Source organism: Microbispora sp. H10830, assembly GCF_014161375.1.
GTDB lineage: Bacteria > Actinomycetota > Actinomycetes > Streptosporangiales > Streptosporangiaceae > Microbispora > Microbispora catharanthi.
The window spans coordinates 444,371-463,293 of record NZ_JABBWX010000001.1 but is presented as its reverse complement, the minus strand read 5'-3'; the positions used below and the strand labels follow the sequence as shown (position 1 = coordinate 463,293).

Genomic DNA, 18,923 nt, shown 5'->3' with positions numbered 1-18,923 from the left:
CGGGTCACTTCTTGGCGCCGGCCGTGTTCTTGAGGGCGACAGGGAGGCCGCCGGGCAGGACGGCCGGCTTGGGGAAGCGCAGGCGGCGCATCTGGGACGAGCGCATCGCCGCGTAGAAGCCCACGCCCTTGAGGTCCTCGCCCGGGAACTTCGCCGCCGCCTCCTTCTTCACCTTCGTGGCCACGTAGAACGAGCTCGCCAGCACGAGCACCATCACGACCGGCAGCGACAGCGTGTAGACCAGCATGACGGCCGAGCGGACCGGGATCGGGAACGGCACCATCGACAGCAGCATGATGACGAACACGACGGGCAGGAAGTACTGCCCCGGCAGCCGCCGCGCGTCCACCCAGTCGCGGGCGAACTTGCGCACCGGGCCGCGGTCGCGTGCCGGCAGCGCCCGTTCGTCGCCGCGTAGCAGGGCTTCGCGCTGCTTGCCGCGTAGCGCCTTGTCGCGCTCGCGCGCCAGGCGGTAGGCCTCCTTGCGGTTGGCCGGAGCGGTCACCGGGGAGCGGCGGCGGCCCTGCGCCTCGCTCCGCTTCGGGGTGGGACGGCCCTTACCCGGGGTGCCGTGGGGCTTAGGATCCTCTACAGGGACGGGGGAGTCCTCCGCTGAGGTCTGGCTGCGACGTCGGAACACGTCGCCCAGCCTACCGGGAGTGCAACTTAGTGACGCCCTCGCGCGTTATGCGTAGGGTGAACCCAGGCGGCTACGCCGCCTGACAAGGGGCTTGAGACGGCTGGGGTCACCCACGCACAACCTTGGAGAAGGGGACGGCCGACGCGCATGAGCGTGATGAAGAGACTTTCCATGATCTTCAAGTCCAAGGCCAACAAGGCCCTGGACAAAATGGAGGATCCGCGGGAGACGCTGGACTATTCCTATCAGCGCCAGCTTGAGCTGCTGCAGAAGGTCCGCCGGGGCGTGGCCGACGTGGCCACCAGCCGCAAGCGGGTGGAGCTGCAGATCAACCAGCTCGAAGGGCAGGCCACGAAGCTGGAGAACCAGAGCAGGCAGGCCCTGTCGGCCGGGCGCGAGGATCTGGCCCGCGAGGCGCTGACCCGCCGCAACGGTCTCAACGCCCAGATCGCCGACCTGCGCATCCAGTACAGCAACCTGCAGGGCGAGGAGGAGAAGCTCACCCTCGCCAGCCAGCGGCTCCAGGCCAAGGTCGACTCCTTCCGTACGAAGAAGGAGACCATCAAGGCCACCTACACGGCGGCCGAGGCCCAGACGCGGATCAACGAGGCGTTCTCCGGCATCTCCGAGGAGATGGGCGACGTCGGCCTGGCCATCCAGCGGGCCGAGGACAAGACCGCGCAGATGCAGGCGCGCGCGGGCGCCATCGACGAGCTGCTGGCCAGCGGCGCGCTGGACGACTTCACCGGGCAGCGCGACGACATCCAGGCGGAGCTCGACCGCATGGGCGCCGGCTCGGACATCGAGCTGGAGCTCGCCAAGATGAAGGCCGAGCTCGGCCAGGGCCCGGCGCCCAGGAGCGCCATCGAGCCCGGCCAGCAGGGCCAGGCCGCCCCGTCCAGCCCGCAGCACACCCAGCAGCTGCGCCAGCCAGGGGAGGGACTGTGATCGTCAGAATCATGGGTGAGGGACAGGTCGAGATCGGCGCCGCCGACATCGACGTCCTCAACGAGCTCGACAGCGAGCTGGAAGCCGCGATCGAGTCGGACGACGAGACCGAGTTCCGCACCAAGCTGCACGCGCTCCTCGACAAGGTGCGTCACGTCGGCAAGGCCCTGCCGGACGACTCGCTGGAGCCGTCCGAGCTGATCCTGCCGCCGGCCGACGCCTCGATCGAGGAAGTGCGGGAGATGCTCGGGGACACCGGGCTCATCCCTGGCTGATGGCCTCCACGCGGTTCGCCCCTGATCGCGGCCTCACCGTCCGGATGACCGTGACGATGTTCCTGCTCGGGCTGCTCTACGTCGCGTTCGTGGCCGTCCTGGTCGCGGCGGGCGTACGTGCGGTCACCGTGCTCGTGATCGCCGGGGGTCTCCTGCTGGCGCAGTACTTCCTGTCCGACAAGATCGCGCTGTTCGCGATGCACGGGCGGGAGGTCTCCCCGCAGGAGGCTCCCGAGCTGCACGGGATCACCGACCGGCTGAGCGCGATGGCGGGGATGCCGAAGCCGCGGGTGGCGATCGCCGACTCGGACATCCCGAACGCGTTCGCCACCGGACGCAACCAGAAGAACTCGGTGGTCTGCGTGACCACGGGCATCCTGCGCAGGCTCGACGCGCGGGAGCTCGAAGGGGTGCTGGCCCACGAGATGTCTCACGTGGCCCACCGGGACGTGGCGGTGATGACGATCGCCTCGTTCCTGGGGGTCGTGGCCGGCCTGATGACGCGCTTCGCGCTCTACACCGGTCTGGGCGGCCGGAGGAACGACAACGGACCCCCGATCGGCCTGATCATCTTCGCGGTCTCCGGTCTGGTCTACGCCGTCAGCTTCCTGCTGACGCGGGCGCTGTCGCGCTACCGCGAACTGGCCGCCGACCGTGCGGGCGCGCTGCTGACGCAGCAGCCGAGCGCCCTGGCCAGCGCACTGGTCAAGATCAACGGCGACATCGGCAGGATCCCGACCAGGGATTTGCGCGAGGCGCAGCCGTTCAACGCCTTCTTCTTCGTGCCCGCCCTGTCGGGCCAGAGCGTCGCCTCGCTGCTGTCGACCCACCCGTCGCTGGAGCGCCGGCTGGACCAGCTCGCCAGGATCTCCGCGGCGCTGGGCCGCTGATGAGGAGGCGCTGATGGGCTGGTTCGACGCCCTGCTCGGCCGCTCCAAGCCCGCCAGGCCCGACCTGGACGCGCTGTTCGCCCTGCCGTCGGCCGCCGTCACGCTGCAGGCCGCCACCGGATTCGCCCCGGCGGGCACCGGCTCGGTGTGCTTCCGCGCCGCGGAGGGCGGCGCCTTCGCCCGGCTCGAACAGGACATCGAGGCCCTGATGGGCAGGGTCGACGTCTCCCGGGACTCCTACGGCTACACCTGGCTGCGGGTGCGCAACCCCGACGTGGCCGGGCTCGTGACCGATCTGCACGCCGCCAACTCGTCCCTGGAGTCGGCCGGGTTCGGCCCGTCGCTGCTGTGCTCGCTCGTGACCTTCGCCGACCCCTCGCGCAGGAAGCTGGCGATCGTGTATCTCTACAAGCGCGGCACGTTCTACCCCTTCGCCCCCATCGGCGAACCCCGCCGTGACAACGCGCTGGAACTGCAGGTGCGCGGCGTCCTGGACCGCGAGCTCACGATCGAGCCCGAGCTCGCGAGCTGGTTTCCCGTCTGGGGCGCCCCCGGCCTCTGACCCTTCGGGAGTCCTCATGACCGAGTGGACCCACCTGCGGCACACCGAGGCCGCGGCCGCGGAGATCGGCCGGATGGCCGAGGCCGTACGGGGACGGGACGGCGCCACGCCCGTGCCGACCTGCCCGGGATGGGACCTCAGGGAGCTGGTCGAGCACACCGGCGCCATCCACCGGTGGGCGGCGGCCATGGTCCGGGACGCCGCCCCGCGCCGGTACGACCGCGACGCCATGGACCACGGGCTGCCCGAGGACTTCTCCGGCTACGCCGACTGGCTGGAGGCGGGAGCCGTAGAGCTCACCGAGGCGCTGAAGGGCTGCGACCCGGACACCGAGGTGTGGGACTGGGCGGGGGACCGCAGCGCCCGGTTCTGGTCCCGCCGCCAGCTCCACGAGACCGTCGTCCACCGCGCCGACGCCGAGATCGCCCTGGGGATTACCCCGAAGGTGGACGAGGACGTCGCCGCCGACGGAGTGGCGGAGTTCTTCGACGTGCTCCCGTACGCCCGGTGGCGGCCGCTCGTCGCCGAGCTCAGGAGCGACGGGGAGGCGATCTCCTGGCGGACCGATACGGGCTGGGCCTGGCTCGTCCGGCTCACCCCCGAGGGGTTCACCTACGAGAGGTCCGACGCCCCGGCCGACGTCGTCGTACACGCGCCGACGACCGGGGACCTGATGCTGACGCTGTGGAACCGGCGCGAGCCCGACGCGGTCCACGGCGACGACGAGCTGCTGCGATTCTGGCGCGAGCGGGCCCGAATCTAGCGCGATCCGGTGCCCCTCCCGGCGATCGGAACGATTGCCGGAAGGGGCACGGGTGCGCCCGGTCAGGGGGCCTGGACCGTGCGGCCGAGCACGGGGGCCCCATGGCCGGGGAAGAGCGCCGCGGCGACATGCCGGGTGTCGCTGTACTCGACGACGGAGGTGATCCTGCCGTCGCGGACGGTGTAGACACCGATGCAGCGGTTGTCGTAGACGGTGCCGAAAACGGTGTCCGCCCTGGACGTCCACTCGGCGACCACGCGGTCTCCTTCGGCGATCGTGCCGACCAGTTCGATCGTCATGCTGCCCGGGACGAGGATCGGCCCCATGCCGCCGAGGAAGTCGTCGACGATCGCGTCGCGGCCGTGCCACGTCTTGGAGATGGGCAGGTCGCCCGGGTAGTGCCAGGTGGCGTCGGCGGCGAAGCTGTCGTAGACGACGTCGGCGTCGCCGTCGCGGACGGCCTCGACGTAGCGGATGACGACTGCCCTGGGGTCGGTGGTGGTCATGGTCGTGCTCCTTCGCTCGCTTTTCGCGGTGGGAGAAGTCGAAGAAGTCGAGCGTCGCCGGGGTGCGGCCGGCCCGCCCGAACCAGATGAGCACGCCACGCCTGGCGAGCCGCGCCAGGACGATGGGAAGGGACGCGCCGCCGGCTCGGGGACGTCGGCGAGCACGGCAGGCTCGGCGGGGTCCCCGGTCGGGATGTGTGCCCTCATCGTTGTCGCCTCCTCGTGGCGTCGGAGGCAACTTCACCGCTTGGGACGGCGGCCGGGCCAACAACACATCCGCACGCCTGACAACGCCGGGTTGTCGCCTATGCTCAGCGGCATGGATCTTGACCTCGTCCTGGTCCGTGCGTTCGCCGAGACCGCGGAAAGGCTGCATTTCGGGCGCGCCGCCGAACACCTCGGGATCAGCCAGCAGGCGTTGTCCAAGCGCATCGCGCGCCTGGAGACGCTGCTGGCCGTACGTCTGTTCGAGCGTGAGGGCGGCGTCCGGCTGACCGAGGCCGGGGAACGGTTTCTGCCCGCCGCGCGGCGGGCGCTCGCGGCGGGCGAGTACGCGGTCGCGGCCGTGACGGGCGCCCTGCCCGTCGTACGGGTCGACACGTGGGGCCATCTGTACGCGCCGATGCGGACCGTCGCGCAGGCGGCGGAGGCGCTCGGCGGGGTGCGCCTGGAACCCGGTCCGGGCCGGGACTGGCCGTCGGTCGCACGGTCCTTGCTGAACGGTGACACCGATCTGGGGTTCGGGCGAGTGCATCCGCTGCCGGAGGGCGGCGACGCTGGTCTCACTCAGCGACTGGTGCGGCTGGAGCCCGTCGACGCGGTGGTCAGCGCGGCCCATCCGCTCGCCGGAGCCGGCGAGCTGCGCCCGGCCGACCTGCGCGACAGCACGCTGTGGTGCCCGGCGGAGCTGAGCCGCCTGGACTTCCTCCGCCGCTTCGCGGAGGAGTTCGGGATCATCCGGCGTCAGGACGGCCCCAACCTGGGCCTGGACCACCTCGTCCAGCGGATCCGCGACGACGCCTCGTGCTTCACGCTCTTCCCGGCGGATGCGCCGCTGCCCGATCACGTGGGTCTGCGCTCGATCCCGCTCACGGCGCCGACCCCGCTGTACGCGTGGTCGCTGGCCTGGCGCGCGTCCTACGGTCACCCGCTGCTCGACGCCCTGGTGCGCGGCTTCGCCGACGCCGGGCGCGCCCGGCGCTGGCTGGACTACACACCCGGCCGGGACTGGCTCCCCGACACCGACCACGCGAGCTTCGCGGCTCGTCAGGCGCGTGCGGACCGCGGCCGCGCCGGCACGGCCGCGGTCCGGTACGGCTAGGGCAGGGCCAGCATGCGGTCGAGGGCGACCTTGGCCCAGTGGGTGGTGTCCGCGTCGACGGTGATCTGGTTGACGACCTCGCCGTCGGCCAGCGACTCCAGCGCCCAGACCAGGTGCGGCAGGTCGATGCGGTTCATGGTGGAGCAGTAGCACACGGTCCTGTCGAGGAACGTGATGGTCTTGTCGGAGAACCGGTCGGCCAGGCGGCGCACCAGGTTCAGCTCCGTTCCGACGGCCCAGGAGGACCCGGCCGGGGCCTCCTCCAGCTTGCGGATGATGTACTCGGTCGAGCCGACGAAGTCGGCCTTGGTCACGACCTCGTGGCGGCACTCGGGGTGCACGAGCACGTTCACCCCGGGGATGCGGGCCCGCACCTCGTCCACGCACGCGGCGGAGAAGCGCCCGTGGACCGAGCAGTGGCCCTTCCACAGGATCATCTTCGCGTTCTCCAGCTGCTCCCGGGTGAGGCCGCCGTTCGGGCGGTGCGGGTTGTAGACCACGCAGTCGTCCAGCGACAGCCCCATCTCCAGCACGGCCGTGTTGCGGCCCAGGTGCTGGTCGGGCAGGAACAGCACCTTCTCGCCCTGCTCGAAGGCCCAGTCGAGGGCGCGCTTCGCGTTCGAGGAGGTGCACACGGCGCCGCCGTGCCGTCCGCAGAACGCCTTGATGTCCGCGCTGGAGTTCATGTACGTGATCGGCACCACCCGGTCGGCGATGCCGGCGTCCTCCAGGGCGTCCCAGCAGTCCTCGACCTGGGTGAAGGTCGCCATGTCGGCCATCGAGCAGCCGGCGGCCAGGTCGGGGAGCACGACCTTCTGCGTGTCACCGGTCAGGATGTCGGCCGACTCGGCCATGAAGTGGACACCGCAGAACACGATGTACTCCGCCTCGGGCCGGGCGGCGGCCTCGCGGGCGAGCTTGAACGAGTCGCCGGTCACGTCGGCGAACTGGATGACCTCGTCACGCTGGTAGTGGTGACCGAGCACGAACAACCGGTCGCCAAGCCGCTCCTTGGCCACGCGGGCGCGCTCCACGAGGGTCGGATCGGACGCGGGAGGCAGCTCGCCCGGGCAGTCGACGCCGCGTTCGCTGTGCGGGTCGGTGCCCTGGCCGAGGATGAAGAGCGGAAGGCCGGTCTCGGTGATCGTCACGACCACACCCCCTCGGGGACTTATCGTCTAACTGACGACTAATCATTACACATCACCTCGCCTGGTTCGTCGCACGGTTGCCCGTGATGCACGTGGAATGTGTAGGGCTTCACGGGTGTTGGTAGCGTCTAGGTAGGACGTCGGAACCAATCGACCGCCCCGAAGGGCGGTTGGCGCAGACGCGGGAGTCAGCACATGACGGTTGAGAGCAGCGAGACCACTCAGCAGGGCCTGATCCTGACTGACGCGGCCGCCGCCAAGGTCAAGAGCCTGCTCGAGCAGCAGGGCGAGGAAGGGCTTCAGCTTCGGGTGGCCGTCCAGCCGGGTGGCTGTTCCGGCCTGCGTTACCAGCTCTTCTTCGACGACCGCTCGATGGACGGCGACGTGGTCTCCACCTTCGGCGGCGTGAACGTCGTCACCGACCGGATGAGCGCGCCGTACCTCGTCGGGGCCACGGTCGACTTCGTGGACACCATCGAGAAGCAGGGCTTCACCATCGACAACCCCAACGCGACGGGGTCGTGCGCGTGCGGCGACTCGTTCAACTGACGAGCGCGTCGTTCGACTGACGTGCGAGCGCGCGCCCGGCGGCGCCGGGCTCGTGCCGCGCTAGAGCGTGGGTCGAGCGCCCCGTACGGATCGTTCCGTGCGGGGCGTCGTCATGTCACGAGACGGTACGCTCAGTAGGTTCGGCGGGATCAACGTCCCCGCCCTGTCTCTCTGATGCTGACAACGAGGAGAATGACCCCGTGCGCATCGCCGTCACCGGCTCCATCGCCACCGACCACCTGATGACGTTCCCCGGCCGCTTCGGCGACCAGCTCATCGCCGAGCAGCTCGACCGGGTGTCGTTGTCGTTCCTCGTCGACGATCTGCAGATCCGCCGTGGCGGATGCGCGGCCAACATCGCGTTCGGCATGGGCTGCCTGGGGCTCACCCCGGTCCTCGTCGGCGCCGTCGGCACCGACTTCGCCGACTACCGCTCCTGGCTGGAGCGCCACGGCGTCGACTGCGCCTCGGTGCACATCTCCGAGCTGCACCACACGGCGCGCTTCCTGTGCACCACGGACGAGGACCACAACCAGATCGCGTCGTTCTACACCGGTGCGATGGCCGAGGCGAGGGAGATCGAGCTGGGCCCGATCGCCGAGCGTCTCGGCGGGCTCGACCTCGTGCTGATCAGCCCCAACGACCCGGCGGCGATGCTGCGGCACACCGACGAGGCGCGCCGTCGGGGCATCCCGTTCGCCGCCGACCCGTCGCAGCAGCTCGCCCGCATGCCGGGGGAGGAGATCCGCCAGCTCGTGGAGGGCGCGGCGTACCTGTTCAGCAACGACTACGAGCTCGGGCTGATCGAGCAGAAGACCGGCTGGTCCGGCGAGGAGATCCTCGACCGGGTCGGGGTCCGGGTGACCACCCTCGGGCCCAAGGGCGCCAGGATCGACCGGAAGGGCGAGCCGTCGCTGCACATCTCGCCGGCTCCTGAGCTGGGCAAGGCCGACCCGACCGGCGTCGGCGACGCCTTCCGCGCCGGGTTCCTCGCGGGCGTCGCCTGGGGACTGCCGCTGGAGCGCTGCGGCCAGATCGGCAACCTCACCGCCACCCACGTGCTCGAGCAGGTCGGCTGCCAGGAGTACGTGCTGGGCCAGCGCGTCTTCCTGGAGCGCTTCGCCGCGGCGTACGGCTCCGAGGCGGCCGACGAGGTGGGCGCGCACGCCCGCTGCCACTACGCCTGAGAACAGGCTCTCAGTAGTTGCGGCGCACGTGGATGGACCAGCCGCCCTGCGGCAGCTCGTAGCTCCCCACGTGCTCGTGTGACTTCAACCGGCACCAGGCCGGGACGTCGGTGAACGCGGCGGGGTCGTCGGCCAGCACGGCGACCACGCCGCCCGTCGCCACCTGGTTGATCCGCTCGGCCAGCATGATGATCGGGATCGGGCACTTGCGGCCCAGCGCGTCGATCGTCAGCGCGGGCGGCTCCGCCGGCCGGACCGGCTCGGCGGGCTCGGCCTGCGTCACCTCTTGGGCCGCCTCGGGAGTCCGCCGGGCGCCGCCCGTCCGTCTGCGCCACATCAGTGCACCCCCAAGCTCGACCGGATCCGCCGCACGATGTCCGGGAGCACCGCGAGGAAACGATCGATGTCGTCCTCGGACGCGCCACGGGGCAGCGATACCCGCACATTCCCATGCGTAAGCACGCCCATTGCCTCCAGAACATGCGATGGACGAAGCGTACTCGCCGTGCAGGAGCTGCCGGACGAGACGGCGAAACCGGCCTTGTCGAGCTCGGTCAGCAGCGCCTCGCCCTCGACGTACAGGCAGGAGAACGTCACGAGATGCGGCAGCCGCAGGACCGGGTCGCCGACGACCTCCACGTCGGGCACCAGGCGGGGCACCTCGGCGCGGATCCGGTCGACCAGGGCGGACAGCCGCCGCCCCTCGGCCTCCGCCTCCTCGGCCCGGGCGCGCAGCGCCGCGGCGGCGGCCACGATCGCGGGCACGTTCTCGAACCCCGGCACACGCCGCCGCTCCCGCTCGTCCTCGGGCAGCGGCGAGCGCCAGCGCACGCCCTTGCGCACCGCCAGCACGCCCACCCCTGCCGGGCCGCCCCACTTGTGCGCGCTCGCGGTGAGAACCGACCAGCCCTCGGGGACCGGCAGGCGGCCCGCCGACTGCGCGGCGTCGACCAGGAGCGGCACGCCCGCCTCCCGGCAGGCCCGCGCCGCCTCCTCCACCGGCTGAAGGGTCCCCACCTCGTGGTTGGCCGTCTGCAGGCACGCCATAGCCGTGCCGGGCCGCCCGACGGCCTCGGCGAACGCGCCCGCGTCCACCCGGCCCGTACGGCTCACGCCCACGATCTCCACCTCGCCGCCGGCGCGCTCGTGGACCTCGCCCGCGTGCAGGACGCTCGAGTGCTCGACGGCGCCCGCCACCAGGCGGGTGCCGGCCCTGCGGCGGCCGGCCAGCGTGCCGAGCACTCCCAGGTGGACGGCCTGCGTCCCCGACGAGGTGAACGACACCTCGTCGGGCCGGGCGCCGATCAGTTCGGCTACCTCTGCCCTCGCGCGCTCCAGTAACATCTGGGCGCGTCGCGCCGTGCCGTACAGGCGGGCGGGATCGGCCCAGCCGGCGTCGATCGCCGCCAGCAAGGCGTCACGGGCCGCGGGATGGAGAGGTTCGGTCGAAGCCGCGTCCAGGTAGGCCACAGTTAGGACATTAACGGGGGCTGCTCAGAGGGGCGGCGCCGGTCCGCGCTAATGTGTCCCCCAGCGTGAACTCAACCAAGTAAAGGGCAGACCGGCCACAAGGCTGGTGCCGGTCTCACCCAAGGGTCAATTGGAAAAACCGCCCAGGAGAGGAACTCTTGGGCTTCATCTGTGGGGTAGGCGATCCGTGAGTCCGACCCGCCGTACGACACGGCGACCGTGGGCACGCCGCCGGTTGCCCGGAGCCGCCGCCCTGGCGCTGCTGGTGGCGTCCGGGACGGCGTGTAGCAACCAGGCGATCGATCAGTGGTCCCGTGGGGGCATGCCGGAAGGTGTCACCAAGCAGGCCGACATCGTCCAGACGCTCTGGAACGGGAGCTGGATCGCGGCTCTCGCCACCGGCGTGGTCGTCTGGGGACTGATCCTGTGGGCGTGCATCTTCCATCGCAAGAAGAAGAACAGCCCCGATCAGCTGCCTCCGCAGGTGCGCTACAACCTGCCGATCGAGATCCTCTACACGGTGGTCCCGGTCATCATGGTCGCGGTCTTCTTCTACTTCACGGCCCGTGACGAGACCGAGATCACGCGGATCACCAAGGCCGCCCCGGTCAAGGTCGCCGTCGAGGGCTACCAGTGGAGCTGGCGCTTCACGACCGAGTACCAGGGTCAGAAGGCCGTGGTCGCGGGCGTGCCGGTGGACCTCAGCAAGCAGAGCGCGGAAAACCCGCAGGGTCCGCAGCTCGTGCTGCCGGTCAACACCCAGGTGCAGTTCGACCTGCACTCGCCCGACGTCATCCACTCGTTCTGGGTGCCGGCGTTCCTGTTCAAGCAGGACGTCTTCCCGGGCAACGTGCACAACCACTTCCAGATCACGACGCTCAACAAGACGGGCGTCTTCGTCGGCCGATGCGCCGAGCTCTGCGGCACCGACCACAGCAAGATGCTGTTCTCCGTGAAGCTCGTGCCGCAGGCCGAATTCGACCAGTACATCAAGAGCCAGGCGGGGAGTGCGCAGTGACCGCCATCCAGGAACCGGCCGGCATCGTCGCCCGGCCGTACACCAAGGGCACGGTCATCGCCAAGTGGCTGTCCTCGACCGACCACAAGGTGATCGGGCACCTCTACCTGATCACGTCGTTCGTGTTCTTCCTCATCGGCGGCCTCATGGCGCTGGTGATGCGGGCCGAGCTCGCGCAGCCGGGGCTGCAGGTCGTGTCGAACGAGCAGTTCAACCAGCTGTTCACGATGCACGGCACGATCATGCTGCTCATGTTCGCGACGCCGCTGTTCGCCGGCTTCGCCAACGAGCTGATGCCGCTGCAGATCGGCGCCCCTGACGTGGCCTTCCCCCGGCTGAACATGGTGAGCTACTGGCTCTACCTGTTCGGCAGCACGATCGCCGTGCTGGGCTTCTTCACCCCGAACGGGTCCGCGTCGTTCGGCTGGACCGCGTACGCGCCGCTGTCGAACGCGGTGACCTCGCCCGGCCTCGGCAGCGACTTCTGGGTCCTGGGCCTGGCGATGTCCGGTCTCGGCACCATCCTCGGCGCGGTGAACTTCATCACCACGATCCTCACCATGCGCGCCCCCGGCATGACGATGTTCCGGATGCCGATCTTCACCTGGAACATCCTGCTGACCAGCATCCTGGTGCTGCTGGCCTTCCCGGTGCTGGCCGCCGCGCTGCTCGCCCTGGAGGCCGACCGCAAGCTGGGCGCGCACATCTTCGACTCGCCCACGGGCGGGGCGATGCTGTGGCAGCACCTGTTCTGGTTCTTCGGGCACCCCGAGGTCTACATCATCGCGCTGCCGTTCTTCGGCATCATCACCGAGATCCTTCCGGTCTTCAGCCGTAAGCCGATCTTCGGGTACATCGGCCTGGTCGGCGCGACCATCGCCATCGCGGGCCTGTCGGTCACCGTGTGGGCGCACCACATGTTCGTCACCGGACAGGTGCTGCTGCCGTTCTTCTCGTTCATGACGTTCCTCATCGCCGTACCGACCGGTGTGAAGTTCTTCAACTGGATCGGCACGATGTGGCGGGGACACCTGTCGTTCGAGGCGCCGATGCTGTTCGCGGTCGGCTTCCTGGTGACCTTCCTGTTCGGTGGTCTGACCGGTGTCATCCTGGCGTCGCCCCCGCTGGACTTCCACATCAGCGACACCTACTTCGTCGTGGCCCACTTCCACTACGTGGTCTTCGGCACCGTGGTGTTCGCGATGTTCGCCGGGTTCTACTTCTGGTGGCCCAAGTTCACCGGCAAGATGCTGAACGACAAGATCGGCAAGCTCCACTTCTGGCTGCTGTTCTTCGGCTTCCACCTGACCTTCCTGGTGCAGCACTGGCTGGGCGTCATCGGCTTCCCCCGCCGCTACGCCGACTACTCGGCGTCCGACGGCTTCACCGACCTGAACATGGTCTCCTCGGCCGGCGCGCTCCTGCTGGGCCTGTCCACCCTGCCGTTCTTCTACAACGTCTGGGTGACGTGGCGTAAGGCTCCCAAGGTCACCGTGGACGACCCGTGGGGCTTCGGCGGCTCGCTCGAGTGGGCGACCTCCTGCCCGCCGCCGCGGCACAACTTCCTGTCGCTGCCGCGGATCCGGTCCGAGCGCCCGGCGTTCGACCTCAAGTACCCGCACATCACCGCCAAGCCGGAGCTGGTGGAGGAGTCCCGATGAAGATCCAGGGATGGATGTTCCTGCTCTGCGGCATCTTCTTCGCCGCCGCGGACGTGGTCTACTGGTTCTGGTCGAAGGAGCCGACCGGCACCACCGCCATGGCGATCTCTGTCGGCCTGGCCCTCATGATCGGCTACTACCTGCTGTTCACCGCGCGCCGCATCGGCGACCAGCCGGAGGACAACAAGGAAGCCGAGATCAGCGACGGCGCGGGCGAGATCGGCTTCTACAGCCCGCACAGCTGGTGGCCGCTGTTCGTGTGCCTGTCGGCCGCGCTCACGTTCTTCGGCTTCGCGGTCGGCTGGTGGCTGTTCTTCATCGGCCTGTTCTGCACGGTCATGAGCATGATCGGGTTCGTGTTCCAGTACTACCGGGGCAACTTCTCGCACTGAGTGCGTGAACCCCGCTGGGCGGCCGGTCGGCGATCTCGCCGACCGGCCGTTCGCGTTCTTTGCCGGCACGCGGTTCCTGGACTGCCCGAACGGTACGTCACCAGGGAATAACCCCCGGAAAGCGACGCTAGGGGGACGGACGTGCGTGCTGGTGCGGGGGTGCTGGCCCTTCTCGTGATGGTTGCCGGGTGTTCCACGTCGGGCGGGCGGGACGAGGATCGAGGCTCCGGGACGGCGATCAGCATCAGCCCGCTCGACGGCGCCGCCGACCTGCCGCCCGAGCTTCCGATCCTGATCGGCGCGGCGGGCGGCAAGCTCACCCACGTGGCCGTACAGGCCGCGGGACGGCCCGTCGCGGGCGTCTTCAGCCCCGACCGCACCCAGTGGCGCAGCGAGCGTCCCATGGCCCCGGGGACGGCCTACAGCGTCGAGGCGACGGCCGCGGGCCCCGGAGGCTCGGCCACCAGGACCGTCCGCTTCGCCACGAAACAGGCCGCCAAGACCTTCGGCATCTCCACCCTGCTGCCCAACAAGCAGGACACCGGCCTGACGGTCGGCGTCGGCATGCCGATCATCATCACCTTCGACAAGCCGGTCACCGACCGCGTGTCCGTCGAGCGCAACCTGATCGTGCAGGCGTCCAAGCCCATCGACGGCGCCTGGCACTGGCTCGACGACAAGAACGTGGTCTTCCGCCCAGAGAAGTACTGGCCGACGTACACGAAGGTCCGTGTCACCGCGCGCCTGGCCGGCATCAGGGGCGGCGAGGGCATGTACGGCAAGCAGGACTACGTCAGGGACTTCGAGGTCGGCCGTTCGCAGATCAGCGTCGCCAACACCCAGACCCACTACATGAAGATCGAGCGGGACGGCAAGCAGATCAAGAACATGCCGATCAGCGCGGGCATGGGCGACGTGCTCCGTCACCACACCACCAGCGGGATCCACGTGGCGATGTCCAGGGAGGACGTCACGGTCATGACCTCGCCGGACGCCTCGCCGGGGCAGGCCGGCTACTACGAGACGACGGTGTACAACAGCGTCCGCATCTCCAACACCGGAGAATACGTCCACGGCGCTCCGTGGTCCGTCGGCGACCAGGGCAACTCCAACGTCAGCCACGGCTGCGTGAACGTCAGCCCGGAGAACGCCAAGTGGTTCAAGAACAACACCCTGATCGGCGACCCGATCATCGTGACCGGGACGCCGCGCAGGCTGGAGGCGACCAACGGCTGGAGCTACTGGCAGGACTCCTGGCCGGCCTGGCTCAAGCGGAGCCGCCTGCGCGCCGCTCCCGCCGAGGCCCTCTGAGCGGCTTTCCGCCACCGCGTGGGTCGCGGGTCTCGTGGCGGCGGAAGGCCGCCCAGCACACCGCCAGGGCCGCCGCGAACGCCGGCAGCCACGCCAGACGGGCGGCCACCCAGCCGAAATCGCCGGGGACGGTGTGCAGGCCGGGCAGCGCCCCGCCCGCGAGCCGCAGGGCCGCCGCCGTGACCGCGATCATCGCGGTCTGGTGCCACAGGAAGATCGTCATCGCGGAGAGGTTGGCCCCCGCCACGAGCGCCCAGGCGGCGGGACGGCGCAGCACCCGCCGCAGCGGCCCGGACAGCACCAGGGCCGCCCCGCACTGGGCCAGCCCGAACGCGACGGCCGCCAGCGTGGGCGGGGACTGGTTGGAGACCGGCGCGCCCGGCACCCCGACCATGGACGCCGGATAGCCGGCCCACAGGACGAGACCGGCGGTGGCGGCGGCCCCGCCGAGCAGCAGCGCCCATCCGGTCACCCGGCCGTCCAGCCGCCCGCGCGCCCAGAGGGCGCCCAGGCAGTACGGCACCAGCCAGCCGGTGCCCACGTTGATCCAGCCGACCCAGGACGGCCCGCCCAGGCCGAACCTGACGAGGTCGGCCACCGCGACGGCGGCGAGCGGCCACACCGGGTGCAGCCGGGCGGCGAGCGGGGTCGCCGCCGTCAGCGCCGCGAAGACCAGCAGGAACCACATCGGCGACCACACCAGCTTGACCAGCGCGTACACGGTTCCGGGGTCGGCTCCCCAGGCGAGCATCGCGACCGCCGCCGCGCTCCACACCCCAAGCACGGGCACGACGGGGCGGAACAGGCGGGCCATCCGGGCGGCGGCCCACCGCCCGTGGCCCACGCCCCGGCCCCGCGCGCGGCCATGGCTCTCGACGGCCACCCGCCCGCCCACGAAGAAGAACACGGCCATGGTCTGGAACAGCCAGGAGACGGGCGCGAGCTGCGGCATGTACTTCAGCGGGCTGGTCACGCGGAGGACGCCGCTGTCGGCGACCGGGGCGGTCACCAGCCAGTGGCCGAGCACCACACCGGCGATGGCGAGGGCACGCAGCGCGTCGACGGCGCGGTCGCGCCGGGCCGGTGTCGCCTCCTCGACACGCCGGACGAGGTCACGAAACATGGCTCACCTCGGCGGGAGCATGCCCCGACACGATCCGGGCGATGTTCGCCAGCGCGGGCGATCCGTCTTTCAGATAGTCGCTGTGACCGCCGTCGCCCGCGGCGAAGATCCGGGCGCCGAACCGGGGATCCATGGGATCCCCCCCGAGCCCGATGGTGGCGAAGGGCAGGCGCACCGCCGCGTGCGGCAGATCGGCGACCCAGTCCCCGGTGCCGCGGGCGGCCCACACGGCCGCCCGGGTGCGCATCGCCGCCACGTCGTCCACGCCCGCGCCTGGGCTGCCGTACAGGACGATGTCCGCGACGTTCAGCCCGGGCGCGGCCCGGCCGCACAGCACGCCGCCGTACGAGTGACACAGCAGGCTGATGCGGGCGGCGGGCTTGAGCCGGGCCAGGTCGCGGACGAAGGCGCGCAGAGCGGGGACGGCCTCGTCCGCGCGGCCGGGAGTCAGCGCCTGGAGGCTCACGGTGCTCGGGGTCCGGTATCCGAGCCAGGCGACGACGGCCCCCCGGCCGCCCGTCGCCCGCTGCAGCCGCATCGAGCCGGCCCGCAGGAGCCCGTACGTGTCGAGGCCGGTGCCGGAGCCGGGGACGACCACCGCGATCCGGTCGGCGGTGGCCAGGTCGCCGAACACTTCGGCGGCCCGGCCGCCGTCGCGGCCGTCGAAGGACAGGAAGTGCCGGGCGGGGTCGGCCATCGCCCGCAGCATCGCGGCCCGCCATGGGTGACCGGCGGCCGTGGCGGTCCGCATCGCCGCCTCGATCGCGCCGCGGGTCGCGGCGTACCGCTCGGCCAGGCTCGCGGCGGTCACGGCGCGCAGCGGGGGCAGGGGCGGCGGGGCGGGCGCGGGGACCGCCTCGGGACGTGCCGCGCCGGTCACCGGGACGGCGAGTGCGGCGGCGAAGAGTGCGGCGACCAGTCTCCGGCGCAGGCGGCCACCGGCCGGGCCGGGGCGGGGCGGGGCGAGCGGGCCGCGGCGTGCGCCCGTGCCGCCGCGGGGGAGGGGGAGCGGCGCCGGTGGGCGGTCGTCGGCGCCCGTTGGCTGTGCGGTGTCGATCACCCGGTTCACGGTGCCGTGTGGCGTGTCTCCACCGCATCGGGCCACCAGGGACATTCGCCGCTACACCGGTCAGACCGCGGATGTAAACCCCTGGTCGGATGCCCGCAGAAGGGACGCCCGGATACGCTCTGACGATGCAGGTCGCACCCCCGAGTTCCCTTCTGAAGCGGCTGCCGCCCGGTGCCTGGGTGGTCCTCGCCTGGTGTGGCGGCATGGCGTTCACGTTCCTGATGCGGCTGCGACTGCCCGGCGAGTGGTACCCCGCCGAGCGCCCGGCGGCGCAGTTCTTCCGGTGGGATGGTCAGGTCGACATGGCGGTGGCCACCGCACTCGCGCTGGCCGGGGGCGCCCTGCTGCGTCGCCGCCCGCTGCCGGCTCTGGTTCTGCTGCTCGCCGCGTCGGTTTTCGGGACGTTGCCCTTGGGCGTGGCGGAGATCCCGCTGCCTCAGTTTCTCGCGGCCGGGGTCGCGGTGTTCTTCATCGCCGCCGGGCGGCCGCGCGCGACCGGCGTCGTCGCCGTTCTCCTGGCGCTCGCCGTGCTGGGCGGCTATCTGGCGGTGCGGCTGATATGCGGATGGCCGATCACGGCGTCGTCCGAGACGGCCGTGGCCCTGACGACCGTGATCGCCTGGCTGCTCGGCAACTCGCTGCGTGAGTCCCGTGAGCATGCCGAGGAGCTGCGCGCCCGCGCGGCGACCCAGGCGGTCACCGACGAGCGGCTCAGAATCGCCCGTGAGCTGCACGACATGGTCGCCCACAGCATCGGGGTCATCGCGCTCCAGGCCGGCGCGGCGCGGCGGGTCATCGACACCCAGCCGGAGCGGGCACGTGACGCCCTCGGGGAGATCGAGACGGCCGGCCGGCAGACGCTGTCCGGGCTGCGCCGGATGCTCGGCGGGCTGCGCAGCCCCGAGCAGGGGCGTCCGGCGCCGCCCGTGCCGCTGGAGCAGGCGCACAGGGAACCGGGGCATCGGGAATGGGGGCACCGGGAATCGGGGCTCGGCCTCGCCGACGTCGACCGGCTGGCCGCCACGATCACGCAGGCGGGCGTACCGGTCGACGTACGCCGGTCGGGGGAGTCTCGTGCACTGCCGCCGGAGATCGACGTGTCGGCCTACCGCATCGTCCAGGAGGCCGTCACCAATGTGGTGCGTCACGCCGGCACGACGTCGTGCCGGGTGTCGATCGACTACCGGGACGACGAGGTGCGCATCGAGGTTCTCGACGACGGGCGCGGCGGTGACACGGAAGGAGGCTACGGTCTGATCGGGATGCGCGAGCGGGTCTCCGTCCTGCACGGGACCTTCGCCGCAGGGCCGCGTCCCGAGGGGGGCTTCCGGGTCGAGGCCCGGCTGCCCGTGCCCGCGGGAGTGCGATGACCGTCCGCGTGCTGCTCGCCGACGACCAGCCTCTGGTCCGCGCCGCCCTGCAGATGGTGATCGCCGACGCCCCCGACCTCGACGTGACCGGGGAGGCGGGCAGCGGCGCGGAGGCGGTGCGGATGGCGGAGGACGCCGAGCCCGACGTCGTGGTGATGGACATCCGCATGCCCGGCATGGACGGCATCGAGGCCACCCGGCTGATCACCGCGGGCTGCGGCGCCCAGGTCCTCGTCCTGACGACCTTCGACGACGACGAGTACGTCTACGGCGCGCTGCGCGCCGGGGCGTCCGGGTTCCTCGTCAAGGACATGGCCCTGGACGACATCCTCGCGGCCATCCGGGTGGTCGCCGCCGGTGAGGCCCTGATCGCCCCGCGCGTGACCCGCCGGCTGATCGAGGAGTTCGCGGGCCGTCCCGCGCCCGGCCCGCGGCCTCGGCGGGCCACAGGGCTCACCGAGCGGGAGGCCGAGGTGCTGACCCTCGTCGGGCGCGGCCTGTCCAACGCGGAGATCGCCGCCGAGCTGTTCATCAGCGCCGCCACGGTCAAGACGTATGTGACACGGCTGCTCGCCAAGCTCGGCGCCCGCGACCGCGTGCGGCTGGTCATCATCGCCTACGAGACGGGCCTCGTGTCACCGACCGGCTGAGCCCGGGAAAGCGCCCCGATGAGCGAAGCGGGAAACACAGCGGCCCGGCGGGGGAGTGGTCCCCCCA

Annotated in this window: 21 protein-coding genes; 14 read left to right on the top strand and 7 right to left on the bottom strand. The window is 71.0% G+C overall.

All coding sequences use genetic code 11. From position 1 onward, the window contains the following. Nucleotides 1-4: 4 nt before the first annotated feature. On the bottom strand, nucleotides 5-640 hold the full coding sequence (locus HHX35_RS02145) for a DUF3043 domain-containing protein (RefSeq protein ID WP_139578188.1): 636 nt from the start codon (nucleotides 638-640) through the stop codon (nucleotides 5-7). 147 nt (nucleotides 641-787) lie between these two features. On the opposite strand from HHX35_RS02145, the gene HHX35_RS02140 reads away from it, so the two are divergent. Genes HHX35_RS02140 through HHX35_RS02120 form a run of 5 tightly spaced genes read left to right on the top strand, consistent with a single transcriptional unit; the run spans nucleotide 788 to nucleotide 4,078 of the window. Beyond that, nucleotides 788-1,588, top strand: coding sequence for a PspA/IM30 family protein (locus HHX35_RS02140; RefSeq protein ID WP_139578189.1), 801 nt, complete (start codon nucleotides 788-790; stop codon nucleotides 1,586-1,588). Continuing rightward, nucleotides 1,585-1,863, top strand: a complete 279-nt coding sequence (locus HHX35_RS02135; RefSeq protein ID WP_030508884.1) for a PspA-associated protein PspAA — start codon at nucleotides 1,585-1,587, stop codon at nucleotides 1,861-1,863. The genes HHX35_RS02140 and HHX35_RS02135 overlap by 4 nt, the downstream gene beginning before the upstream one ends. Then, the gene (htpX, locus tag HHX35_RS02130; protein ID WP_182897318.1) at nucleotides 1,863-2,753 is read left to right on the top strand and encodes a zinc metalloprotease HtpX; all 891 of its coding nucleotides are present in this window, start codon (nucleotides 1,863-1,865) and stop codon (nucleotides 2,751-2,753) included. Before HHX35_RS02135 ends, htpX begins: the two co-directional genes overlap by 1 nt. Before the next feature lie 13 nt (nucleotides 2,754-2,766). Next, nucleotides 2,767-3,315: a PspA-associated protein PspAB gene (locus HHX35_RS02125; RefSeq protein ID WP_182897317.1), complete on the top strand. Its 549-nt coding sequence runs from the start codon at nucleotides 2,767-2,769 to the stop codon at nucleotides 3,313-3,315. Nucleotides 3,316-3,331: 16 nt separating this feature from the next. After that, the gene (locus tag HHX35_RS02120) at nucleotides 3,332-4,078 is read left to right on the top strand and encodes a maleylpyruvate isomerase family mycothiol-dependent enzyme (protein WP_182897316.1); all 747 of its coding nucleotides are present in this window, start codon (nucleotides 3,332-3,334) and stop codon (nucleotides 4,076-4,078) included. A 62-nt stretch (nucleotides 4,079-4,140) separates the two neighbouring features. On the opposite strand, the gene HHX35_RS02115 is transcribed toward HHX35_RS02120, so the two are convergent. Next, nucleotides 4,141-4,584, bottom strand: coding sequence for a nuclear transport factor 2 family protein (locus HHX35_RS02115; protein ID WP_182897315.1), 444 nt, complete (start codon nucleotides 4,582-4,584; stop codon nucleotides 4,141-4,143). A 319-nt stretch (nucleotides 4,585-4,903) separates the two neighbouring features. Here HHX35_RS02115 and HHX35_RS02110 point away from each other — a divergent pair, with 319 nt between their 5' ends. Continuing rightward, nucleotides 4,904-5,905 carry a LysR family transcriptional regulator gene (locus HHX35_RS02110; RefSeq protein WP_182897314.1) on the top strand — a complete coding sequence of 334 codons (1,002 nt, stop codon included), beginning with the start codon at nucleotides 4,904-4,906 and terminating at the stop codon, nucleotides 5,903-5,905. Here the strand turns inward: HHX35_RS02110 and nadA are convergent. After that, entirely contained in the window at nucleotides 5,902-7,056 is a 1,155-nt protein-coding gene (gene nadA, locus HHX35_RS02105) for a quinolinate synthase NadA (protein WP_205826147.1), read from the bottom strand. The two genes, HHX35_RS02110 and nadA, sit on opposite strands and share 4 nt — an antisense overlap. 195 nt (nucleotides 7,057-7,251) lie before the next feature. Between nadA and erpA the strand changes: the two genes are divergently transcribed. Next, on the top strand, nucleotides 7,252-7,605 hold the full coding sequence (erpA, locus tag HHX35_RS02100) for an iron-sulfur cluster insertion protein ErpA (RefSeq protein WP_036321717.1): 354 nt from the start codon (nucleotides 7,252-7,254) through the stop codon (nucleotides 7,603-7,605). A 200-nt stretch (nucleotides 7,606-7,805) separates the two neighbouring features. Beyond that, nucleotides 7,806-8,792, top strand: coding sequence for a carbohydrate kinase family protein (locus HHX35_RS02095; RefSeq protein WP_182897313.1), 987 nt, complete (start codon nucleotides 7,806-7,808; stop codon nucleotides 8,790-8,792). A gap of 10 nt (nucleotides 8,793-8,802) precedes the next feature. Here the strand turns inward: HHX35_RS02095 and HHX35_RS02090 are convergent, their stop codons facing one another. Continuing rightward, nucleotides 8,803-9,024, bottom strand: a complete 222-nt coding sequence (locus HHX35_RS02090) for a sulfurtransferase TusA family protein (protein WP_225898452.1) — start codon at nucleotides 9,022-9,024, stop codon at nucleotides 8,803-8,805. Between the two features lie 104 nt (nucleotides 9,025-9,128). Further along, a complete protein-coding gene (locus HHX35_RS02085; protein ID WP_182897311.1) occupies nucleotides 9,129-10,262 on the bottom strand; it encodes a cysteine desulfurase family protein in 1,134 nt (377 codons plus the stop codon). A 322-nt stretch (nucleotides 10,263-10,584) separates the two neighbouring features. On the opposite strand from HHX35_RS02085, the gene coxB reads away from it, so the two are divergent. The 4 genes from coxB to HHX35_RS02065 all read left to right on the top strand — a co-directional run bounded on the left by coxB (nucleotide 10,585) and on the right by HHX35_RS02065 (nucleotide 14,644). Continuing rightward, complete coding sequence (gene coxB / locus HHX35_RS02080; RefSeq protein WP_240809255.1) at nucleotides 10,585-11,280, top strand: cytochrome c oxidase subunit II; 696 nt, start codon at nucleotides 10,585-10,587, stop codon at nucleotides 11,278-11,280. Beyond that, on the top strand, nucleotides 11,277-12,941 hold the full coding sequence (gene ctaD / locus HHX35_RS02075; RefSeq protein WP_240809256.1) for a cytochrome c oxidase subunit I: 1,665 nt from the start codon (nucleotides 11,277-11,279) through the stop codon (nucleotides 12,939-12,941). The genes coxB and ctaD overlap by 4 nt, the downstream gene beginning before the upstream one ends. Continuing rightward, the gene (locus HHX35_RS02070; RefSeq protein ID WP_139578199.1) at nucleotides 12,938-13,333 is read left to right on the top strand and encodes a cytochrome c oxidase subunit 4; all 396 of its coding nucleotides are present in this window, start codon (nucleotides 12,938-12,940) and stop codon (nucleotides 13,331-13,333) included. The genes ctaD and HHX35_RS02070 overlap by 4 nt, the downstream gene beginning before the upstream one ends. A gap of 141 nt (nucleotides 13,334-13,474) precedes the next feature. After that, nucleotides 13,475-14,644 carry an Ig-like domain-containing protein gene (locus tag HHX35_RS02065; RefSeq protein WP_310738850.1) on the top strand — a complete coding sequence of 390 codons (1,170 nt, stop codon included), beginning with the start codon at nucleotides 13,475-13,477 and terminating at the stop codon, nucleotides 14,642-14,644. On the opposite strand, the gene HHX35_RS02060 is transcribed toward HHX35_RS02065, so the two are convergent. Together HHX35_RS02060 and HHX35_RS02055 are read right to left on the bottom strand one after the other, a co-directional pair. Beyond that, entirely contained in the window at nucleotides 14,601-15,767 is a 1,167-nt protein-coding gene (locus HHX35_RS02060) for an acyltransferase (RefSeq protein WP_182897310.1), read from the bottom strand. The two genes, HHX35_RS02065 and HHX35_RS02060, sit on opposite strands and share 44 nt — an antisense overlap. Beyond that, nucleotides 15,757-16,827 carry an alpha/beta hydrolase gene (locus tag HHX35_RS02055; RefSeq protein WP_310738849.1) on the bottom strand — a complete coding sequence of 357 codons (1,071 nt, stop codon included), beginning with the start codon at nucleotides 16,825-16,827 and terminating at the stop codon, nucleotides 15,757-15,759. The genes HHX35_RS02060 and HHX35_RS02055 overlap by 11 nt, the downstream gene beginning before the upstream one ends. 134 nt (nucleotides 16,828-16,961) lie before the next feature. Between HHX35_RS02055 and HHX35_RS02050 the strand changes: the two genes are divergently transcribed. Together HHX35_RS02050 and HHX35_RS02045 are read left to right on the top strand one after the other, a co-directional pair. Further along, nucleotides 16,962-18,206, top strand: a complete 1,245-nt coding sequence (locus HHX35_RS02050) for a sensor histidine kinase (protein ID WP_182897308.1) — start codon at nucleotides 16,962-16,964, stop codon at nucleotides 18,204-18,206. After that, complete coding sequence (locus tag HHX35_RS02045; protein ID WP_182897307.1) at nucleotides 18,203-18,856, top strand: response regulator transcription factor; 654 nt, start codon at nucleotides 18,203-18,205, stop codon at nucleotides 18,854-18,856. The genes HHX35_RS02050 and HHX35_RS02045 overlap by 4 nt, the downstream gene beginning before the upstream one ends. Nucleotides 18,857-18,923 lie beyond the last annotated feature (67 nt).